We start from the raw sequence: 14475 nt of genomic DNA, 5'->3' as shown, positions 1-14475 counted from the left end.
CCCCTTATCCATACTGAACGAGGTCAACGATGGGCACTGCAAAACGGATTCGGCTGGGCACCATCGCGGCGCTGATGGCCGCAACGCTCGGGATGGTCGGCTGCGGCAGCAGCGACAGCCCCGGCGGCACGACCGGCGGTGGCAGCACCGGCGGCGGCACGACGGGCGGCACCACGGGTGGTTCCTCGGGCGGCACCACGGGCGGTTCGACCGGCGGCACGACGGGCGGCATCGTCGGCGGCACCGGCAATGTCTACGTCTCGTTCGACGGCGGCGGCGAGATCGGCACCACCGATACCTATGCCGGCGACCTGTCGTCGCGCATCGCCACCTTCAACACCGGCCTCAACGAAGGCATCGTCGACAATTCCGGCACGCTGCAGGGCGTCGGCGTCGTCGGCGGCATCGCCACCCTGCGCCAGTTCACCAACTTCGCGAACCGCGGCAACACGGCCTACGATCCGAACCAGGACCGCGAGTTCCAGTTCAACGAGATCATCGCGCCGCGCGGCATCGACTTCGCCGGCCTGACCCGCAATTCGGCGGTCGTCGCCGATGCGCCGCCGTCGGGCGCCAATGACGATCCGGCCACGCTGCCGTCCGTGCATCTGCTCAGCAGCGTGCTGGGCCTGGCGCCGCGACCGGTGATCCTGCACACGGTGTCGGTGGCCGCAGCCGGCGGCCGGACCTGGGACGTGGCGTACGACAGCCCGCGTGATCGCCTGTTCGCGGCGATGACCAACGGCACCGTCGCGGTCTATGACGCCTTCGGTGGCCGCTCGCTGCTGGCCAGCCTCGGTGGCCCGGCCGTCACGCCGAGCCGCCTGATCACCCCGGGCATGGTCGCCAACGGCGTGTCGGCGTCGATTTCGACCAACCTGCACGGCATTTTCTACAACCCGGGTACCGACCAGCTGATCGTGTCCGACGTCGCCGACGCCGCAAACGCCAGCGACGGCAGCATCTACGTGTTCAACGGCGCCAATGCCGCGAACAACGTCGCGACCGGCACCAACGGCGTGCCGATCGTGCAGCCGGCGGCGGTGATCCGCGGCAGCAACACGCGCCTCGGCAACCCGGTGGATCTGACGCTGCGCGGCGACGGCAGCCTCTATGTCGCCGAAAAGCTGAACGGCGGCGGCCAGATCCTCGTGTTCAACGGCATCCTGAGCAGCACCGGCGGCAACCTCGCGCCGAATCGCTCGGTGACCACGGCCTCGCTCGGCAGCGTCGGCGGGCCGGAATCGATCGCCAACGCCAACTGAGCGTCGCCGGCTGCGGCGTCGTCCCGAACGGGCGGCACCGCAACGCCGGATGCTGACAAAAAAGGGCGGCGGTCCTCGCGGATCGCCGCCCTTTTTCGTGGCCGCGGTCGCTGGCGTCTGGCTTCAGGCGGCGAGCTGCCGAGCGCTGTCGAGACGGCTGCGCATGCAGGCCGCGCCGATCGCGCGCGGATGGCGGGTCAGATCGCGGAAGTGGCCGCGGTCGATCGAGCGTCCGATCCGGCGCAGGTTGTCGTGGATGCAGTCGACGTACGGATTGCGGCCGCTGGCCGTGCCGCTGAAGTGCTGGCTGAGGTGGCGGTGGATGCCGCCGAAATAGCCATCGAGACGATCCGCCCAGATCCGGGCGTTGAACTCCGGCGTGCTGTTCAGCAGATCGTACCGGTCCCGGTACAGCGGCGTCTGCCCGCCGGGGACCGATGCGCCGGCAAGCCCGGCGGCCTCGAACTCCGGAAACAGGAAGTCGCGACACTTTTCGAGGTAGCAGCGATCCGCGGTCTGCGCCAGCAGATCGGCACTGGCGATCATGAAACCGAGCTGCCGGTCGCGTTCGTCTTGCACGTCGATCGCGTCCAGCGCGCGCTCGAATCCGGTGAAGTGGACGATCTCGCCGGCCAGTTCGGCTTCGTCGCCGTAGCCGAGTTTCGGCAGCATCACGCCGAGGAATTCGGCGCTGCGCTGCACGTGCGTCAAGGTGTACGCAGCCCCGTTCGCGGCCGCGTCGCCACGCCGGCGGACATAGCCGGCATCGTGGAACAGCGCGATCAGCACGCCGAGCACTGCCCGCCGTGCGCCGAGTGCTTCGTTGCCCGTGGCCGTGCGCTCGTGGCCTTCGATCATCCGCGCCGCGGCCAGCGTGCAGTCGAGACTGTGCTGTGCGTCGTGATAGTTCGTGTCAGCCGCGGCATAGCCGGGCAAGGTCCCGGCATGCAGCCGAGTGAAGTCGTGAAACGCGGTAGCCAGCACGGCGCGGTCGACGCGCGGATGGTGGGTCGCGATCAGGCGCTCGACTTCCTGTCGAACCGCATCCGGATCGGCAATGCACACCTTGTTGCTGACGTCGTAATGGTTGCGTCGGCGCGATTCCATATCGAGCCTCGAGGTCTGAATAGTTGGAGGGAGCATGGGGCCAAGGCTGCGGTTTGCCACCCTGCTGTTGTGACCGCCGTCACATCGGTGTCGGTGTCCGCGGACGAATTCCGACGAACGCGGCGGCCGTGTCAGGACGACGGGGAAGCGATCTCCGCGATGAACGGCGTGTGGTCGGATGGCCGCTCGAACTTCCGCGGCGCGAGATCGGCCGAGGCCGACCGGCAGGCCGCTGCGAGCGGTGCCGACAGCAGCAGGTGGTCGATCCGCAGGCCGAGATTGCGGCGGAAGCCGGCGGCACGGTAATCCCACCAGGTGAAGCTGTTCGGCGGCTGCTCGAACAGGGTGAAGGCATCGCGCAGGCCCAGCGCCAGCAAGGCGCGGAAACCTTCGCGCTCCGGTTCGGAGCACAGGATGTTGCCTTCCCAGACCGCCGGGTCATGGGTATCGCTCGGAGACGGTGCGATGTTGTAGTCGCCGCCAACCGCGAGTTTCGGGTGCTGCGCCAGTTCCGCCGCCAGATAGTCCCTCAGCGCGGCGAGGAAGCGCAGCTTGTACGCGTACTTGTCCGAGCCGACCGCCTGGCCGTTGACGACGTAGACGCAGACGTAGCGCAGCGGGCCGTCCGGCGTGGCCACGGTGGCCGCGATCACGCGCTTCTGCTCGTCGTCGAAACCGGGAATGCCGACCTGCACCTCGCTCAGCGGCCAGCGCGAGACGATCGCGACGCCGTTGTAGGTCTTCTGCCCGGCATGCACCCAGTGCCAGCCGGCCGCCGCCAGCTCCGCGCCGGGAAAGGCCTCGTCGGTCAGCTTGGTTTCCTGCAGGCCGATGACGTCGACCGGCGCCGACTCGGCCCGGACGGCGAGCCAGTCCAGCAACTGCGGCAGCCGGACCTTCAGGCTGTTGACGTTCCAGGTCGCGATTCTCAAGGCGGCAGTCCAACGCGGGCGAGTCGAAAGCCTACCGGAAAACGAGTGTTTGCTGTGCGAAAACACAATAGAAAACGCCGTTCATTATTGATTTTCCGGTGAACGATCGTGATCGAAATCTCAGTGAATTGTGTTGCTGGAACAAGCGCTTGCCCACCATTGCCCCGTTTCATGCGATAGACAACAGCTGTTATCACGGCGTTTCGCGAATTCCGTTGTTCCGCGCGCCGTCTGCGCCAAGCGAAACGCTGATCGCGGCTGCGATTCCGAAACCGCCGAGGTCAACGCTATGCTCCTGCAATGACTGCCACGCCCGATCCGCTCACCGAAAGCCACGCCAGCGCCGCCATCATCAATCTGGTCGCAGCCGACGGCGCCCGCATCACCGTCCACCGTCATGGCGCCCACATCACGTCGTGGACGCCGGTCGATGGCCTCGAACGCCTGTACCTCAGCGGCAAGGCCGATTACCGGAGCACCGCGGCGATCCGCGGCGGCATCCCGGTGATCTTTCCGCAGTTCGCGGGCGAGGGCGCATTGCCGAAGCACGGCTTCGCCCGTACCGCGCGCTGGGATTTCGTCGACGCGCTGCCCGTCGATGGCAGCGGCCTGCGGCTGCGCTTCCAACTGACCGATTCCGCCGCCACCCGCGCGATCTGGCCGCACGCTTTCCGCGCCGAACTGAGCGCCACGATCCACGGCCAGCAACTCGCGGTGCGGCTGACCATCGACAACACCGGCAACCAGCCATTCGATTTCACCGCCGCGTTGCACACCTATCTCGCGGTCGACACCATCGACGAAGCGCGCGTGCTCGGCCTGCAGGGCCTGCGCTATCGCGACACCGCCAATGGCAACGTCGCGCGCGAGGAAACATCCTCCGAGGTCACGATCCGCGGCGAAGTCGACCGCATCTACTTCGATGCCCCGCCTGAAACCGTGCTGCGCCAGCCGCGCGGCGATCTACGCATCCGCCAGACCGGGTTCAGCGACACCGTGGTCTGGAATCCGGGGGCGGCAAAAGGCGCGCAGCTTGCCGATCTCGATGACGGCGGCTACGCGCACATGCTGTGCATTGAAGCCGCCGTCGTCGGCCGGCCGGTGGTACTGGCGGCAGGCGGGCGGTGGGTGGGCGAGCAGGTGTTGTTGGCGGGTTGAGGCGATTGTTTAGGCTGGGCAACGCCTTATGGCGGAGGTGTTGCTTGCCGTCGGGTCAATACCGCTCCGCCTAACGAGGCATTACGCTTTGCGGCTTTCGAGGGCGCGAGCGTTTGCCCAACACTCGAGCTATTCGCAATCGCTCAATTTGAGCCATGGACACTTCGTCTAAGAATCTCGTCAATGACGTGAGCTTTCCAAACGATGCCGAGTTGCGCTTTTAGTTCGTCGTCACCAATTCGGCCCGAGTACACGCCAATGAAGTCGCGTATTCGACCAATGACGGTATCTGGGGAAAAACTTCCGTTTTTCAAGCCATGTACGCCGGTGCGTTGTGTAACGACCGGTGATCCGGAGAGGCCCGCGCGTGTTGCAGTATCGACCAGCATTTTCGGGAGTTGATCGATGTTTACGTCAGGTTCAGAAGCTAGGCTGGCTCGTTTCCAAACAGGTAGTTGGAGGTAAGTAGGATCGGAAAATGGATAGCCAATGATGAACGCGTCGTCGGCCACTTCCGCTTTGAACCCGCGATCAAAACTTATGTCGTTGATTGGGAAAAGTGCATATCGATCGGCGGTTGAAGCATCTAGCGGAAGTGCTACAACGTCGACGGCTCGCCCATGAACAGGATGTTCAAGCCATAGAGGCTCTAACAATGTGTTGTCACTATAAAGCCGAAGAGTCTCGCGGGCGCAGTTACTTGGATTATCTTTCCGTCTAAAAAGTGTTGATGCGGTGTCTGGAATTGCGCCTTTCCCCAACATCTCACCAGTCAGCGGATTCTTACCAGTTAAATTGTGCCAATTGGTAATCAGGAAAAATTGATCCTGATATCGGTAGGCAAATCCAGTCGCGGATGAAACGATGGTGTCTGTTGTAGCGACGCGAAAATGCAAATGATGCGTCGTTAGCGAAACCGGATCTGGCTGAATCCGTGACATTTCTTAGGCCCTCACCGCTTCTTCGATCGCCGCGTGACCACCACCGTCGGCGCTTCGAGGCGTTTCTGGGCGGTGGCGGCGAGTTCGCTGCGCAGCTTGCGGTAGTTGTCGAGGCGTTCCGGCGGCAGGCCGGCGACGACGGCGCAGCCGGGTTCGGCACCATGGCGGCAGTCGCGGAAGCGGCAGTGGCGCGCGAGTTCGGCGATGTCTTCGAAGGCATCGGCAGTCACGTCCTCTTCGCCGCCGAGTTTCAGTTCGCGCACACCAGGCGTGTCGATCAGGCAGGCGCCTTGCGGCAGGGTGCGCAGGGTGCGGGTGGTCGTGGTGTGGCGGCCGCGGTCGTCATACGCGCGGGTGTGGCCGGTGCGCTGCGCTTCGCTGCCGAGCAGGCTGTTGACGAGGGTGGACTTGCCGACGCCGGACGAGCCGAGCAGCACCAGGGTCTGGCCTTCGGCGAGCCACGGCGCGAGGGATGCAACGACGGCCGGCGTGCGGGCATCGAGCGCGAAGATCGGCGTGCCGGGGCCGGCGAGGGCGGCGATCTCGGCCCGCTGCGCGTCGAGATCGGTCGCGCGGTCGGGTTTGGTCAGCACGATGATCGGCGTGACGTCGGCGCCGCGCACCATCAGCAGGTAGCGTTCGAGGCGGTTCGGGCTGTAGTCGTTGTCGAGCGCCATCACGAGGATCGCGTTGTCGACATTGGCGGCGATGCGCTGCACGCCGTTGTCCGCACGACTGCGCAGCAACAGGCTGCGGCGCGGAAGGGCCTCGTGGATGTAGAGGCTGCCGCCGTCCTCGTTGATCAGCACCCAGTCGCCAACGGCGAGGCCATCGGTGTTCGCTTCCAGACGATCGAACAGCGCAGTCAGCGTCTTGGCCTTGAGCCCCTCGGCACCGTCATGGACGACGAGGTGCGCGCGATGCTGCTCGATCACGCGGGCCGGGCGGCCAATGGCATCGGGCATCGCCGCCAGGGCAGCGGCGCAATGCGCATTCCAGCCGATGGCGCGCAGTGCGGGTTCGTCGATCGTCAGGCTCAAGCGCGGGTCATCGGTTAGGCAGGATGTCAGTGGTGTTGCGCATGGTAGCGGCTGGCCGTGAACGCTGTCGGTCGCCGTGTGCGGACGGTCCGCTGCCCGCGTTGCGGGTGGCGTCGCTATGCTGCGCGCCATTCCGTGCCATCGAACCCGCTGCCCTGACGTGACCCCCGACAAACCGTTCTCGCCCGCCTGCGAACGCAATCGCGAGCCGATCCTCGCGGTGCTGCGCGAAGCGTTCGCCGATCGCAAGCACGTGCTGGAAATCGGCAGCGGCACCGGCCAGCACGCGGTGCATTTCGCGGCCGCGCTGCCGCACCTGATCTGGCAGACCAGCGACCGCGCGCCATACCTGCCGGGCATCCGCCAGTGGCTCGATGAGGCCGCGCTGCCGAACACGCCCGCGCCGCTGCTGCTCGACGTCAACGGCCCGTGGCCGGCGATTCGGGCGGATGCCGTGTTCACCGCGAACACGCTGCACATCATGAGTCAGGCGGATGGCGAAGCCCTGTTCGCGATGCTGCCGGCGGTGCTCGCGGACGACGCCACGCTCGCGATCTACGGCCCGTTCCGCTATGCCGGCGCGCACACCAGCGCCAGCAATGCCGCGTTTGACCAAGCCCTGCGCGCCGATCACCCGAGCCGCGGCATTCGCGATGCCGAATGGCTGATCGAACTCGCCGCCGGCATCGGCTTGACCTGCACGGCGGATCACGCGATGCCGGCCAACAATCGCTGTCTGATCTTCCGGCGCACCGCGCCATGAGCCCTTCGATGACTGCGAAAACGGATTTCGTGACGATCCAGCCTGACGACGCCTGCCCCTGCGGCAGTGGTCGGACCTATCGGACCTGCTGCGGCCCGGCCCATGCCGGCACGGCGGCGGAGACCGCCGAAGCGCTGATGCGGTCGCGCTACAGCGCCTATGTGCTCGGGCTCAAGGACTATCTGCTCGCGACCTGGCACGCGAGCACCCGGGCGCCGGACCTGAATCTCGTCACCACGCCGCCGACCCGCTGGCTCGGCCTGCAGGTGCGGCAGCATCGGTTGACCGGCGAGCACGCGGCGATCGTCGAATTCGTGGCCCGATATCGCCTCGGCGGCGGCAGTGCGGTGCGCCTGCACGAAACCAGCCGCTTCGTGCGCGAGGATGGCCGCTGGTACTACGTCGACGGCGATCAGCAGTGACCGCCGGTTCCGCCTAGCGGGCCGGGGCCGGTTCCGGCCGCGTGCTCCACCCGACGTTGACGATGAAGAAGGCCTGGATCACCAGCCGCAGCCAGAGCGCGGCGACCGGGAATTGCGGGTATTTTTCCGGCACTTGCAGCATGTAGACATGCACCGGCGTGACCGCGGCAATCAGCGCCACCAGCGCCAGCCCGGCGAGGCTGCGGGTTCGGGCCGGAATCAGCAGCGCGGCGAGCAGCAATTCGATCACGCCGCTGACCTGCACCACGAGCAGCGGCTCCGGCACCCACGGCGGGCAGATCGAGACGAAGAACGCCGGCACGAGAAAATGGCCCGCGCCGCCGACGACGAACCACAGGAACGTGAAGACAAGGCCGGCGCGCTTCAGCGGGTCTTCGGGGAGGTCGATCATGGTCCGCGGGTAAGTCCGGTTGGCCAGTGAGTTATAACAAGCGTGGCAATATATAGGCTCGAACGGCCGTGCAGCGCGTGCCCATGACGCGCTGCGGCCCGACATTCATCAGGAGACTGGCCATGTACGAATTGAAGGTGCGCGCCGTCGGCTCGTCGTCCGGCGTGCTGCTGCCGAAGGAAATGATGACCGAACTCGGCCTGAAGCAGGGCGATTCGATCTTCGCGACCAAGGCGCCGGACGGCTCGTTCCGGATCACGCCGTTCGATGAGAGCTTCGCCGAGCAGATGGCGGCTGCGGAAGATGTGATGCGCGAAGACCGTGACATCCTGCGCGTGCTGGCCAAGCGCTGATGACATTCATCGACAAGGAAGTCGTGCTGGCGATTCATGATCGGCAGTTGGCGGAACACGGCGGCATGGCGGGACTGCGCGACGCGGCGATGCTCGATTCCGCACTGGATCGTCCAAGAAATCGACATGCCTATGGCGTTGACGATCTGCACACGCTGGCTGCGGCCTATGCGTTCGGCATTGCGCGGAATCATCCGTTCGTCGATGGCAACAAGCGAACCGCGTGGACGGTCGCGCGGACCTTTCTCGCCGTCAACGGTCGCCGCATCACGCCAGATCGCGTAGAAGCCGTCGAGCACATGGTCCAGCTCGCCGACGGCACGCTCGATGAATCCGCCTTTGCCGACTGGCTGTCGCGACAGCCGTTGAAGCCTTCCACCCGTTGACCGCTGCGAGCCCCTGCCTGACTCGATGAACGACCTCTTCAACTATCTGTCCAGCCTCGACCGCATCCTGGTCCGCAATCCGTTGAGCGACTGGCTGGTCGCCGTCGCGGTTGGCCTCGCGATCGTGCTGGTCGTGTTCGCGGTGCAGCGGATACTGATCCGCTGGCTGGCCAGCGGCACGCGCAAGAACCCGACACGCCTCGACAAGGCGATGATCCGCGCGGTGGAGTCGACCAAGCTGTGGCTGGTCGTGTTCATCTCGCTGTACTTCGCCAGCCAGTACCTCGAACTCGGCAAGAAGACCGAGGGCGTGCTCGACAAGATCGTCACCGTCGCCGCGTTGCTGCAGGTCGGCCTGTGGATTTCGGCGATGCTGGACTTCTGGGTTGCCACGTCGCGGATGCGCGCGGAGCAGGGCAATCTGGCCGAGGCCACGAGCCTGTCGGCGCTGAGCTTCATCGGCAAGCTGCTGCTGTGGATGATGATGCTGCTGTTCATCCTCGACAATCTCGGGATCAACGTCACCGCGCTGGTGGCGTCGCTCGGCATCGGCGGCATCGCGGTGGCGCTGGCCGTGCAGAACATCCTGGGCGACCTGTTCGCGAGCCTGTCGATCGTCATCGACAAGCCGTTCGTGATCGGCGATTCGATCGTCGTCGACAGCTATTCCGGCACCGTCGAGCATGTCGGACTCAAGACCACGCGCGTGCGCGCCGACAGCGGCGAGCAGCTGATCTTCTCCAACAGCGATCTGCTGAAGGCCCGGCTGCGCAACTACAAGCGCATGGTCGAGCGGCGCGTGGTGCTGACGCTGGATGTCGAGTTCGCGACCGCGCCGGATGTCGTCGAGACCGTGCCGAAGCTGCTGGCCGACATCGTCACCGCGCAGCCGCTGGTGCGGATGGACCGCGCGCACCTGAAGGCGCTGACCGGCGGCGCCTACCAGTTCGAGATCGTCTACTGGATGCTCGACCCGAACTACACGCTGTACATGGACACGCGGCAGGCGGTGCTGCTCGGCATCGTCCGGGGCTTCGACGAAGCCGGCATCCGCTTCTCGTTCCCCGGCCCGTCGCGCCGCGAGGTCGCGGCCGCGGCCGCGGCGGCCGGTTCGGTGGCCCAGGTCGGCGGCGGCAGCGATGCCCCGGAGATGAAGCGATGACCGACCCGCGCACGACACCGGCCGTGCTGCGCGGCGAGATCATCCCGGTCACCGCGTTCCAGCAGAACTGCTCGCTGATCTGGGACCCGGCGACGATGCGGGGTGCGCTGGTCGATGCCGGCGGCGAGGCGGACAAACTGCTGGCGCACGTGGCCGCACGCGGCGTGACCCTGGAAAAGCTGCTGGTGACGCACGGCCATCTCGATCACGCCGGGGCCGTGGCCGAGATCGCCGAGCGCCTGACGATACCGATCGAAGGTCCGCATCGCGATGACGCGTTCTGGATCGACGGCATGCCGAATGCCGCGAAGCAGTACGGTTTCCCGCCGACGCGCAGCTTCGTGCCGGATCGCTGGCTGGCGCATGGCGACACGGTCACCGTCGGCTCGCTGACTCTGGACGTGCTGCACTGCCCGGGCCATACGCCGGGCCATGTCGTGTTCCACCATCCGGCATCGAAGCTCGCGATGGTCGGCGATGTGATCTTCCAGAACTCGATCGGCCGCACCGATTTCCCGCGCGGCAATCACGCCGACCTGATCCACGCGATCCGCACGCGGCTGTTTCCGCTCGGGCCCGACACCCAGTTCGTGCCGGGCCACGGCCCGATGTCGACCTTCGGCCGCGAGCGGCAGAGCAATCCGTATGTTGCCGATTCGATGTTCGACGACTGAGCGGCGCCGCCAGCCTCAGCCGAGCTTCAGCATCGGCACCACCGGCGTGCCGAGCCGCGTGAACTCCTCGCGCCGCGCGTTCCAGATCTTCAGGTAACGGTAGAACGGCACGCTCGGGAACAGGTGATGGATGACGTGGTAGTTCTGGTACAGGAACAGCCACTTCATCACCGGCTCGCCGCCGCGGCGGACATTGGTCGCGGCGTACGGGTTGTGCGACTGCGGCACGTTGTGCGGATGGTGCGGCAGGTAGTTGAACGCGAACGCCAGCCAGGTGATCGCGATGCGCGATGGCAGCAGCCAGTACAGCGTCGCTTCCCAGCCGAAGCCGAACACCCAACTCAGGCCATAGCCGACGAACAGGCCGCCGGTGATGACGATGATCTGAACCCGCTCCTTGGTGCTGATCTGGGCCCATTCGCGCAGGAGCACCACCGCGTACATCAGATCGACCGTCGCCCATTGCAGCGGCATGCGCCACGCCGGGCCTGTACCGCTCCACCAGTCCGGATCCTTCACCGGGTCATTGGTGTTGCGGTGATGCGAGAAATGCACGTGGCGGAAGGCGGCGCCGGTGACGACCGGCCCGAGCGAGGCGCCGGAAATCGTCGCGATCAGGTCGTTCAGCAGCGGGTGGCCGCGCATGAACGAGCGGTGCACGCCGTCGTGCAGCACGGTGAAGTGCATGAACGCGGCGACGGTCTGCAGCGCGATGGCGGCGGCCGGCGGCAGCCAGCCGGTCAGCGCACCGTGCAGGCCGGTCAGCCACAGCGCGAGCGCCACGACGAACAGCAGCAGGGTCGGCCAGGCCACGGACGGTGGCTGGTACAGCGGATCCTTCGGCACCTTCGGACGCGGCGCGGCGGGCACGGACAGGGCGGCGGACGACACGGAATGCGACATGGATGCTCCTCGGTTGACGCTCGTCGCCGCGATCACAACGATCGGCGCAAACATTTACGGTGTTTATTGAACGATCGTACAACAAACTTCGGTGAAGGCACAGCCTCGACGCGACCAAGGGTCGAATGCGCTCTGCCATGCTTTCGCACCTCCTTCGAACTCGGGACACCGCCTGCCATGAAACTGCCGCCACTGGTCTTCGCGCTCGGCTATGCCGGGCTGCTGCCATTCATCGCCGGCCCGCTGTGGCTGACCGCCGCGCCGGCCGGCGCGCCCGCCTGGCTGGATCCGATGTGGCTGTCGTACACCGCGATGATCGCGAGCTTCATGGCCGGCACCCTGTGGGGGCTGGCGCTGCCCACGGCAGAAGGGCCGAACGGGCTGGCCGGCATGGCCTTGTCGACCGGGCTGATGCTGCTGGCCTGGGCGGCCACGGCGTTGCCGTTTCCGCAGGCGCTGCTGGCGCTCGGCGCGGTGTTCGTGCTGCTGGTGCTGGCCGAAGTCTGGCGCGAGCGCGTGCTCGATCCCTTGAGTGGCTACTTCACCTTGCGCGTGTCGCTGACCACCGGCGTGCTGGTCTGCATCGGCTGGCGCTACGCCCTGCTCTAGGACCCTGTGAGGCTGAGCATAAATTGCTGTTCATCCGTGACCCGGTGGACGGCGAAAATCTGCGGGATTTCGTACTCTTGCGCGCATCTTGCCGCCCGAGTCGCCATCCGGAACCGTCCATGCCCCGTTACTTCGCTGCCAACGCCCTGCTCGCCACCGGCTGGTCCGAACAGGTCCTGTTCGATGTCGATGACGCCGGCCTGATCACGGCGATCACGCCGCGCGCCGCCGCCGGCGATGCCGAAGTGCTGAACGGGCCGGTCGTGCCGGGCATGCCGAGCCTGCATTCGCATGCCTTCCAGCGCGGCATGGCCGGCCTGACCGAGAAAGGCGGACCGCAGGGCGACAGCTTCTGGTCGTGGCGCAAGCTGATGTACCGCTTCCTCGAAAACCTGCGGCCGGACGATGTCGAAGTCATCGCCACGCAGGTCTACATCGAGATGCTGCGCGCCGGCTACACCAGCGTGGCCGAATTCCACTACCTTCACCACGACGCCGGGGGGGCGCCGTACGCGAACCGCGCCGAAGTCGGCGAGCGCCTGCTGGCCGCGGCCGATGCCGCCGGCATCGCCCAGACCCTGATGCCGGTGCTGTACGCGCACGACAACTTCGGCGGCACGCCACCGAGCAACGGCCAGAAGCGCTTCATCAACGACGCCGTCGGCTATGCGCAGATCGTCGAATCGCTGCGCAAGTCGGTCGCAGGCCGACCGGCGCGACGCATCGGCATCGCCCCGCACAGCCTGCGCGCGGTGACGCCCAGCCAGCTGAACGCGGCCGTGATCCTGGCCGACAGCCTCGAACCCGGCCTGCCGATCCACCTGAACCTCGCCGCACAGCTCAAGGAAGTGAACGACTGCCTCGCGTGGTCCGGGCAGCGGCCGGTGACGTGGCTGCTCGACCACGTGAAGCTCGATGCCCGCTGGTGCGTGATCCACGCCACCCAGATGGAAGTCGGCGAGGCCGAGCGCCTCGCGCGCACCGGTGCCGTGGCGGGGCTTTGCCCGACCACCGAGGGTGACCTCGGCGATGGCTTCTTCAACGCCGTGCCGTTCCTGCGCAACGGCGGCCGCATCGGCATCGGCAGCGACAGCCACGTCGGCGTCGATCCGTTCCTCGAACTGCGCCTGTTCGAATACGGCCAGCGCGTGCGCTTCGAGCGCCGCAACGTGCTGGCCAAGGGCATCGGCGATTCGCTGGGTGGCCATCTGTACCGGATCACCGCGGCGGGTGGCGCCCAGGCGATCGGGCAGCCGGTCGGCAGCCTCGCGGTCGGCAACCGCGCCGACTGGCTGGTGCTGAACGCGGACGATGCCGCGCTGGCCGAACAGCGTCAGGACGGCCTGCTCGACGCCGCGATCTTCGGCCCGGCGCGGCAGCCGGTGCGCGATGTCATGGTCGCCGGCCGCTGGGTGGTGCGCGACGGCCTGCATGCCGACGGCGCGGCGAGCTTCGCGCGCTACCGCAGCGTCATGAAACGGCTGCTGGCCTGATGGCACGCGCGGCGTCCGGCATGGCGGCGCTGGAATGACGGAACCGCTGCAATTGCTGATCCGCGGCGATTCGCCGCTGATCATCAACGTGCCGCATTCCGGAACGCTGCTGCCGGCCGAATTCGCGGCCCGCATGACCGACGCCGGCCGCGCCACGCCGGACACCGACTGGCACCTGTCGTTCCTGTATCACTTCGCGGTGTTCAACGGCGCGACCTTGATCGCCGCCACGCATTCGCGCTACGTGGTCGATCTGAACCGCGATCCGGACGGCACGCCGCTGTATCCCGGCCTCGACGGCACCGAGCTGGTGCCGACCCGCACCTTCGCCAACGAAGCGATCTACAGCCCCGGCGAGGCGCCGACGGCGGACGAGGTCGACGACCGTCGCCGTCGCTACTGGGAGCCGTACCACGACTTCCTCGCCGAGCGCATCGCCGAGGTCCATGGCCGTCACGGCCACGTCGTGCTGCTCGACGCTCACTCGGTGCGCGCGGAAGTGCCGCGCCTGTTCAGCGGCCGCCTGCCGGACCTGAACCTCGGTACCTTCGAAGGCCGCAGCTGCGGCGCCGACCTGCGCGAAGCCGTGGTCGAGACCTTGGACCAGAGCCCGGAATTCAGCCTCGCGATCGACCGCCGCTTCAAGGGCGGCTACATCACGCGCCGCTACGGCATTCCGGACGAAGGCCTGCACGCGATGCAGCTCGAAATCGTGCAGGCCTGCTACATGAACGAGGCCGCGCCGGCCGCCTGGCAACCGGCCGACGGCCTGCGGCTGCGGCCGGTGCTGCAGCGGCTGATCGACCTGCTGGCGCGCTGGCGACCCGCATCCTGAGCCGCCGACCGGTGCCGGCC

Annotated in this window: 17 protein-coding genes; 11 read left to right on the top strand and 6 right to left on the bottom strand. The window is 66.7% G+C overall.

The genetic code is table 11. The features are described from left to right. Positions 1–29 precede the first annotated feature (29 nt). Complete coding sequence (locus QZ951_RS11550; RefSeq protein ID WP_293000749.1) at positions 30–1265, top strand: hypothetical protein; 1236 nt, start codon at positions 30–32, stop codon at positions 1263–1265. Between the two features lie 123 nt (positions 1266–1388). On the opposite strand, the gene QZ951_RS11545 is transcribed toward QZ951_RS11550, so the two are convergent. After that, a complete protein-coding gene (locus QZ951_RS11545; protein WP_293000748.1) occupies positions 1389–2372 on the bottom strand; it encodes an HD domain-containing protein in 984 nt (327 codons plus the stop codon). A 131-nt stretch (positions 2373–2503) separates the two neighbouring features. Next, positions 2504–3304, bottom strand: coding sequence for an exodeoxyribonuclease III (gene xth, locus QZ951_RS11540; protein ID WP_293000747.1), 801 nt, complete (start codon positions 3302–3304; stop codon positions 2504–2506). 300 nt (positions 3305–3604) lie between these two features. Here xth and QZ951_RS11535 point away from each other — a divergent pair, with 300 nt between their 5' ends. Beyond that, positions 3605–4462 carry a D-hexose-6-phosphate mutarotase gene (locus tag QZ951_RS11535; RefSeq protein WP_293000746.1) on the top strand — a complete coding sequence of 286 codons (858 nt, stop codon included), beginning with the start codon at positions 3605–3607 and terminating at the stop codon, positions 4460–4462. 143 nt (positions 4463–4605) lie between these two features. On the opposite strand, the gene QZ951_RS11530 is transcribed toward QZ951_RS11535, so the two are convergent. Together QZ951_RS11530 and rsgA are read right to left on the bottom strand one after the other, a co-directional pair. Then, positions 4606–5403, bottom strand: coding sequence for a hypothetical protein (locus QZ951_RS11530; RefSeq protein ID WP_293000745.1), 798 nt, complete (start codon positions 5401–5403; stop codon positions 4606–4608). Positions 5404–5414: 11 nt separating this feature from the next. Then, entirely contained in the window at positions 5415–6443 is a 1029-nt protein-coding gene (gene rsgA, locus QZ951_RS11525; RefSeq protein ID WP_293000744.1) for a ribosome small subunit-dependent GTPase A, read from the bottom strand. A gap of 160 nt (positions 6444–6603) precedes the next feature. Here rsgA and QZ951_RS11520 point away from each other — a divergent pair, with 160 nt between their 5' ends. Both QZ951_RS11520 and QZ951_RS11515 read left to right on the top strand, forming a co-directional pair. After that, positions 6604–7206: a DUF938 domain-containing protein gene (locus tag QZ951_RS11520; protein ID WP_293000743.1), complete on the top strand. Its 603-nt coding sequence runs from the start codon at positions 6604–6606 to the stop codon at positions 7204–7206. 8 nt (positions 7207–7214) lie between these two features. After that, positions 7215–7628, top strand: coding sequence for a YchJ family metal-binding protein (locus QZ951_RS11515; protein WP_293000742.1), 414 nt, complete (start codon positions 7215–7217; stop codon positions 7626–7628). Between the two features lie 13 nt (positions 7629–7641). Here the strand turns inward: QZ951_RS11515 and QZ951_RS11510 are convergent, their stop codons facing one another. Beyond that, positions 7642–8040, bottom strand: a complete 399-nt coding sequence (locus tag QZ951_RS11510; protein ID WP_293000741.1) for a hypothetical protein — start codon at positions 8038–8040, stop codon at positions 7642–7644. Positions 8041–8162: 122 nt separating this feature from the next. On the opposite strand from QZ951_RS11510, the gene QZ951_RS11505 reads away from it, so the two are divergent. The 4 genes from QZ951_RS11505 to QZ951_RS11490 are packed head-to-tail and all read left to right on the top strand — an operon-like array spanning position 8163 to position 10615. After that, positions 8163–8393 carry an AbrB/MazE/SpoVT family DNA-binding domain-containing protein gene (locus QZ951_RS11505; protein WP_293000739.1) on the top strand — a complete coding sequence of 77 codons (231 nt, stop codon included), beginning with the start codon at positions 8163–8165 and terminating at the stop codon, positions 8391–8393. Next, positions 8393–8779 (top strand): type II toxin-antitoxin system death-on-curing family toxin, encoded by a 387-nt coding sequence (locus QZ951_RS11500; protein ID WP_293000738.1) that lies wholly within the window; start codon positions 8393–8395, stop codon positions 8777–8779. Before QZ951_RS11505 ends, QZ951_RS11500 begins: the two co-directional genes overlap by 1 nt. Before the next feature lie 25 nt (positions 8780–8804). Continuing rightward, positions 8805–9941 (top strand): mechanosensitive ion channel family protein, encoded by a 1137-nt coding sequence (locus QZ951_RS11495; RefSeq protein ID WP_293000737.1) that lies wholly within the window; start codon positions 8805–8807, stop codon positions 9939–9941. Then, positions 9938–10615, top strand: a complete 678-nt coding sequence (locus tag QZ951_RS11490; protein WP_366943882.1) for an MBL fold metallo-hydrolase — start codon at positions 9938–9940, stop codon at positions 10613–10615. Before QZ951_RS11495 ends, QZ951_RS11490 begins: the two co-directional genes overlap by 4 nt. Positions 10616–10630: 15 nt before the next feature. Here QZ951_RS11490 and QZ951_RS11485 read toward each other — a convergent pair whose 3' ends face one another. Next, positions 10631–11518, bottom strand: coding sequence for a fatty acid desaturase (locus QZ951_RS11485; RefSeq protein ID WP_293000736.1), 888 nt, complete (start codon positions 11516–11518; stop codon positions 10631–10633). Between the two features lie 177 nt (positions 11519–11695). Here QZ951_RS11485 and QZ951_RS11480 point away from each other — a divergent pair, with 177 nt between their 5' ends. The 3 genes from QZ951_RS11480 (at position 11696) to hutG (ending at position 14455) form a co-directional block, all read left to right on the top strand. Then, positions 11696–12127 carry a DUF3429 domain-containing protein gene (locus tag QZ951_RS11480; RefSeq protein ID WP_293000735.1) on the top strand — a complete coding sequence of 144 codons (432 nt, stop codon included), beginning with the start codon at positions 11696–11698 and terminating at the stop codon, positions 12125–12127. 119 nt (positions 12128–12246) lie between these two features. Continuing rightward, on the top strand, positions 12247–13620 hold the full coding sequence (locus tag QZ951_RS11475) for a formimidoylglutamate deiminase (RefSeq protein WP_293000734.1): 1374 nt from the start codon (positions 12247–12249) through the stop codon (positions 13618–13620). A gap of 34 nt (positions 13621–13654) precedes the next feature. Further along, entirely contained in the window at positions 13655–14455 is an 801-nt protein-coding gene (gene hutG, locus QZ951_RS11470; RefSeq protein ID WP_293000732.1) for an N-formylglutamate deformylase, read from the top strand. The last annotated feature ends 20 nt before the right edge of the window (positions 14456–14475 follow it).

Source organism: Nevskia sp. (assembly GCF_021732705.1).
Taxonomy (GTDB): Bacteria; Pseudomonadota; Gammaproteobacteria; order Nevskiales; family Nevskiaceae; genus Nevskia.
This window is presented reverse-complemented; position numbering and strand designations above follow the sequence as displayed.

Bases quoted from the DNA above. Each gene is read 5' to 3' on its own strand.
- QZ951_RS11550 (WP_293000749.1), top strand. From the start codon at position 30: ATGGGCACTGCAAAACGGATTCGGCTGGGCACCATCGCGGCGCTGATG.
- QZ951_RS11545 (WP_293000748.1), bottom strand. From the start codon at position 2,372: ATGGAATCGCGCCGACGCAACCATTACGACGTCAGCAACAAGGTGTGC.
- QZ951_RS11535 (WP_293000746.1), top strand. From the start codon at position 3,605: ATGACTGCCACGCCCGATCCGCTCACCGAAAGCCACGCCAGCGCCGCC.
- QZ951_RS11530 (WP_293000745.1), bottom strand. From the start codon at position 5,403: ATGTCACGGATTCAGCCAGATCCGGTTTCGCTAACGACGCATCATTTG.
- QZ951_RS11515 (WP_293000742.1), top strand. From the start codon at position 7,215: ATGACTGCGAAAACGGATTTCGTGACGATCCAGCCTGACGACGCCTGC.
- QZ951_RS11510 (WP_293000741.1), bottom strand. From the start codon at position 8,040: ATGATCGACCTCCCCGAAGACCCGCTGAAGCGCGCCGGCCTTGTCTTC.
- QZ951_RS11505 (WP_293000739.1), top strand. From the start codon at position 8,163: ATGTACGAATTGAAGGTGCGCGCCGTCGGCTCGTCGTCCGGCGTGCTG.
- QZ951_RS11500 (WP_293000738.1), top strand. From the start codon at position 8,393: ATGACATTCATCGACAAGGAAGTCGTGCTGGCGATTCATGATCGGCAG.
- QZ951_RS11495 (WP_293000737.1), top strand. From the start codon at position 8,805: ATGAACGACCTCTTCAACTATCTGTCCAGCCTCGACCGCATCCTGGTC.
- QZ951_RS11490 (WP_366943882.1), top strand. From the start codon at position 9,938: ATGACCGACCCGCGCACGACACCGGCCGTGCTGCGCGGCGAGATCATC.
- QZ951_RS11485 (WP_293000736.1), bottom strand. From the start codon at position 11,518: ATGTCGCATTCCGTGTCGTCCGCCGCCCTGTCCGTGCCCGCCGCGCCG.
- QZ951_RS11480 (WP_293000735.1), top strand. From the start codon at position 11,696: ATGAAACTGCCGCCACTGGTCTTCGCGCTCGGCTATGCCGGGCTGCTG.
- QZ951_RS11475 (WP_293000734.1), top strand. From the start codon at position 12,247: ATGCCCCGTTACTTCGCTGCCAACGCCCTGCTCGCCACCGGCTGGTCC.
- hutG (WP_293000732.1), top strand. From the start codon at position 13,655: ATGACGGAACCGCTGCAATTGCTGATCCGCGGCGATTCGCCGCTGATC.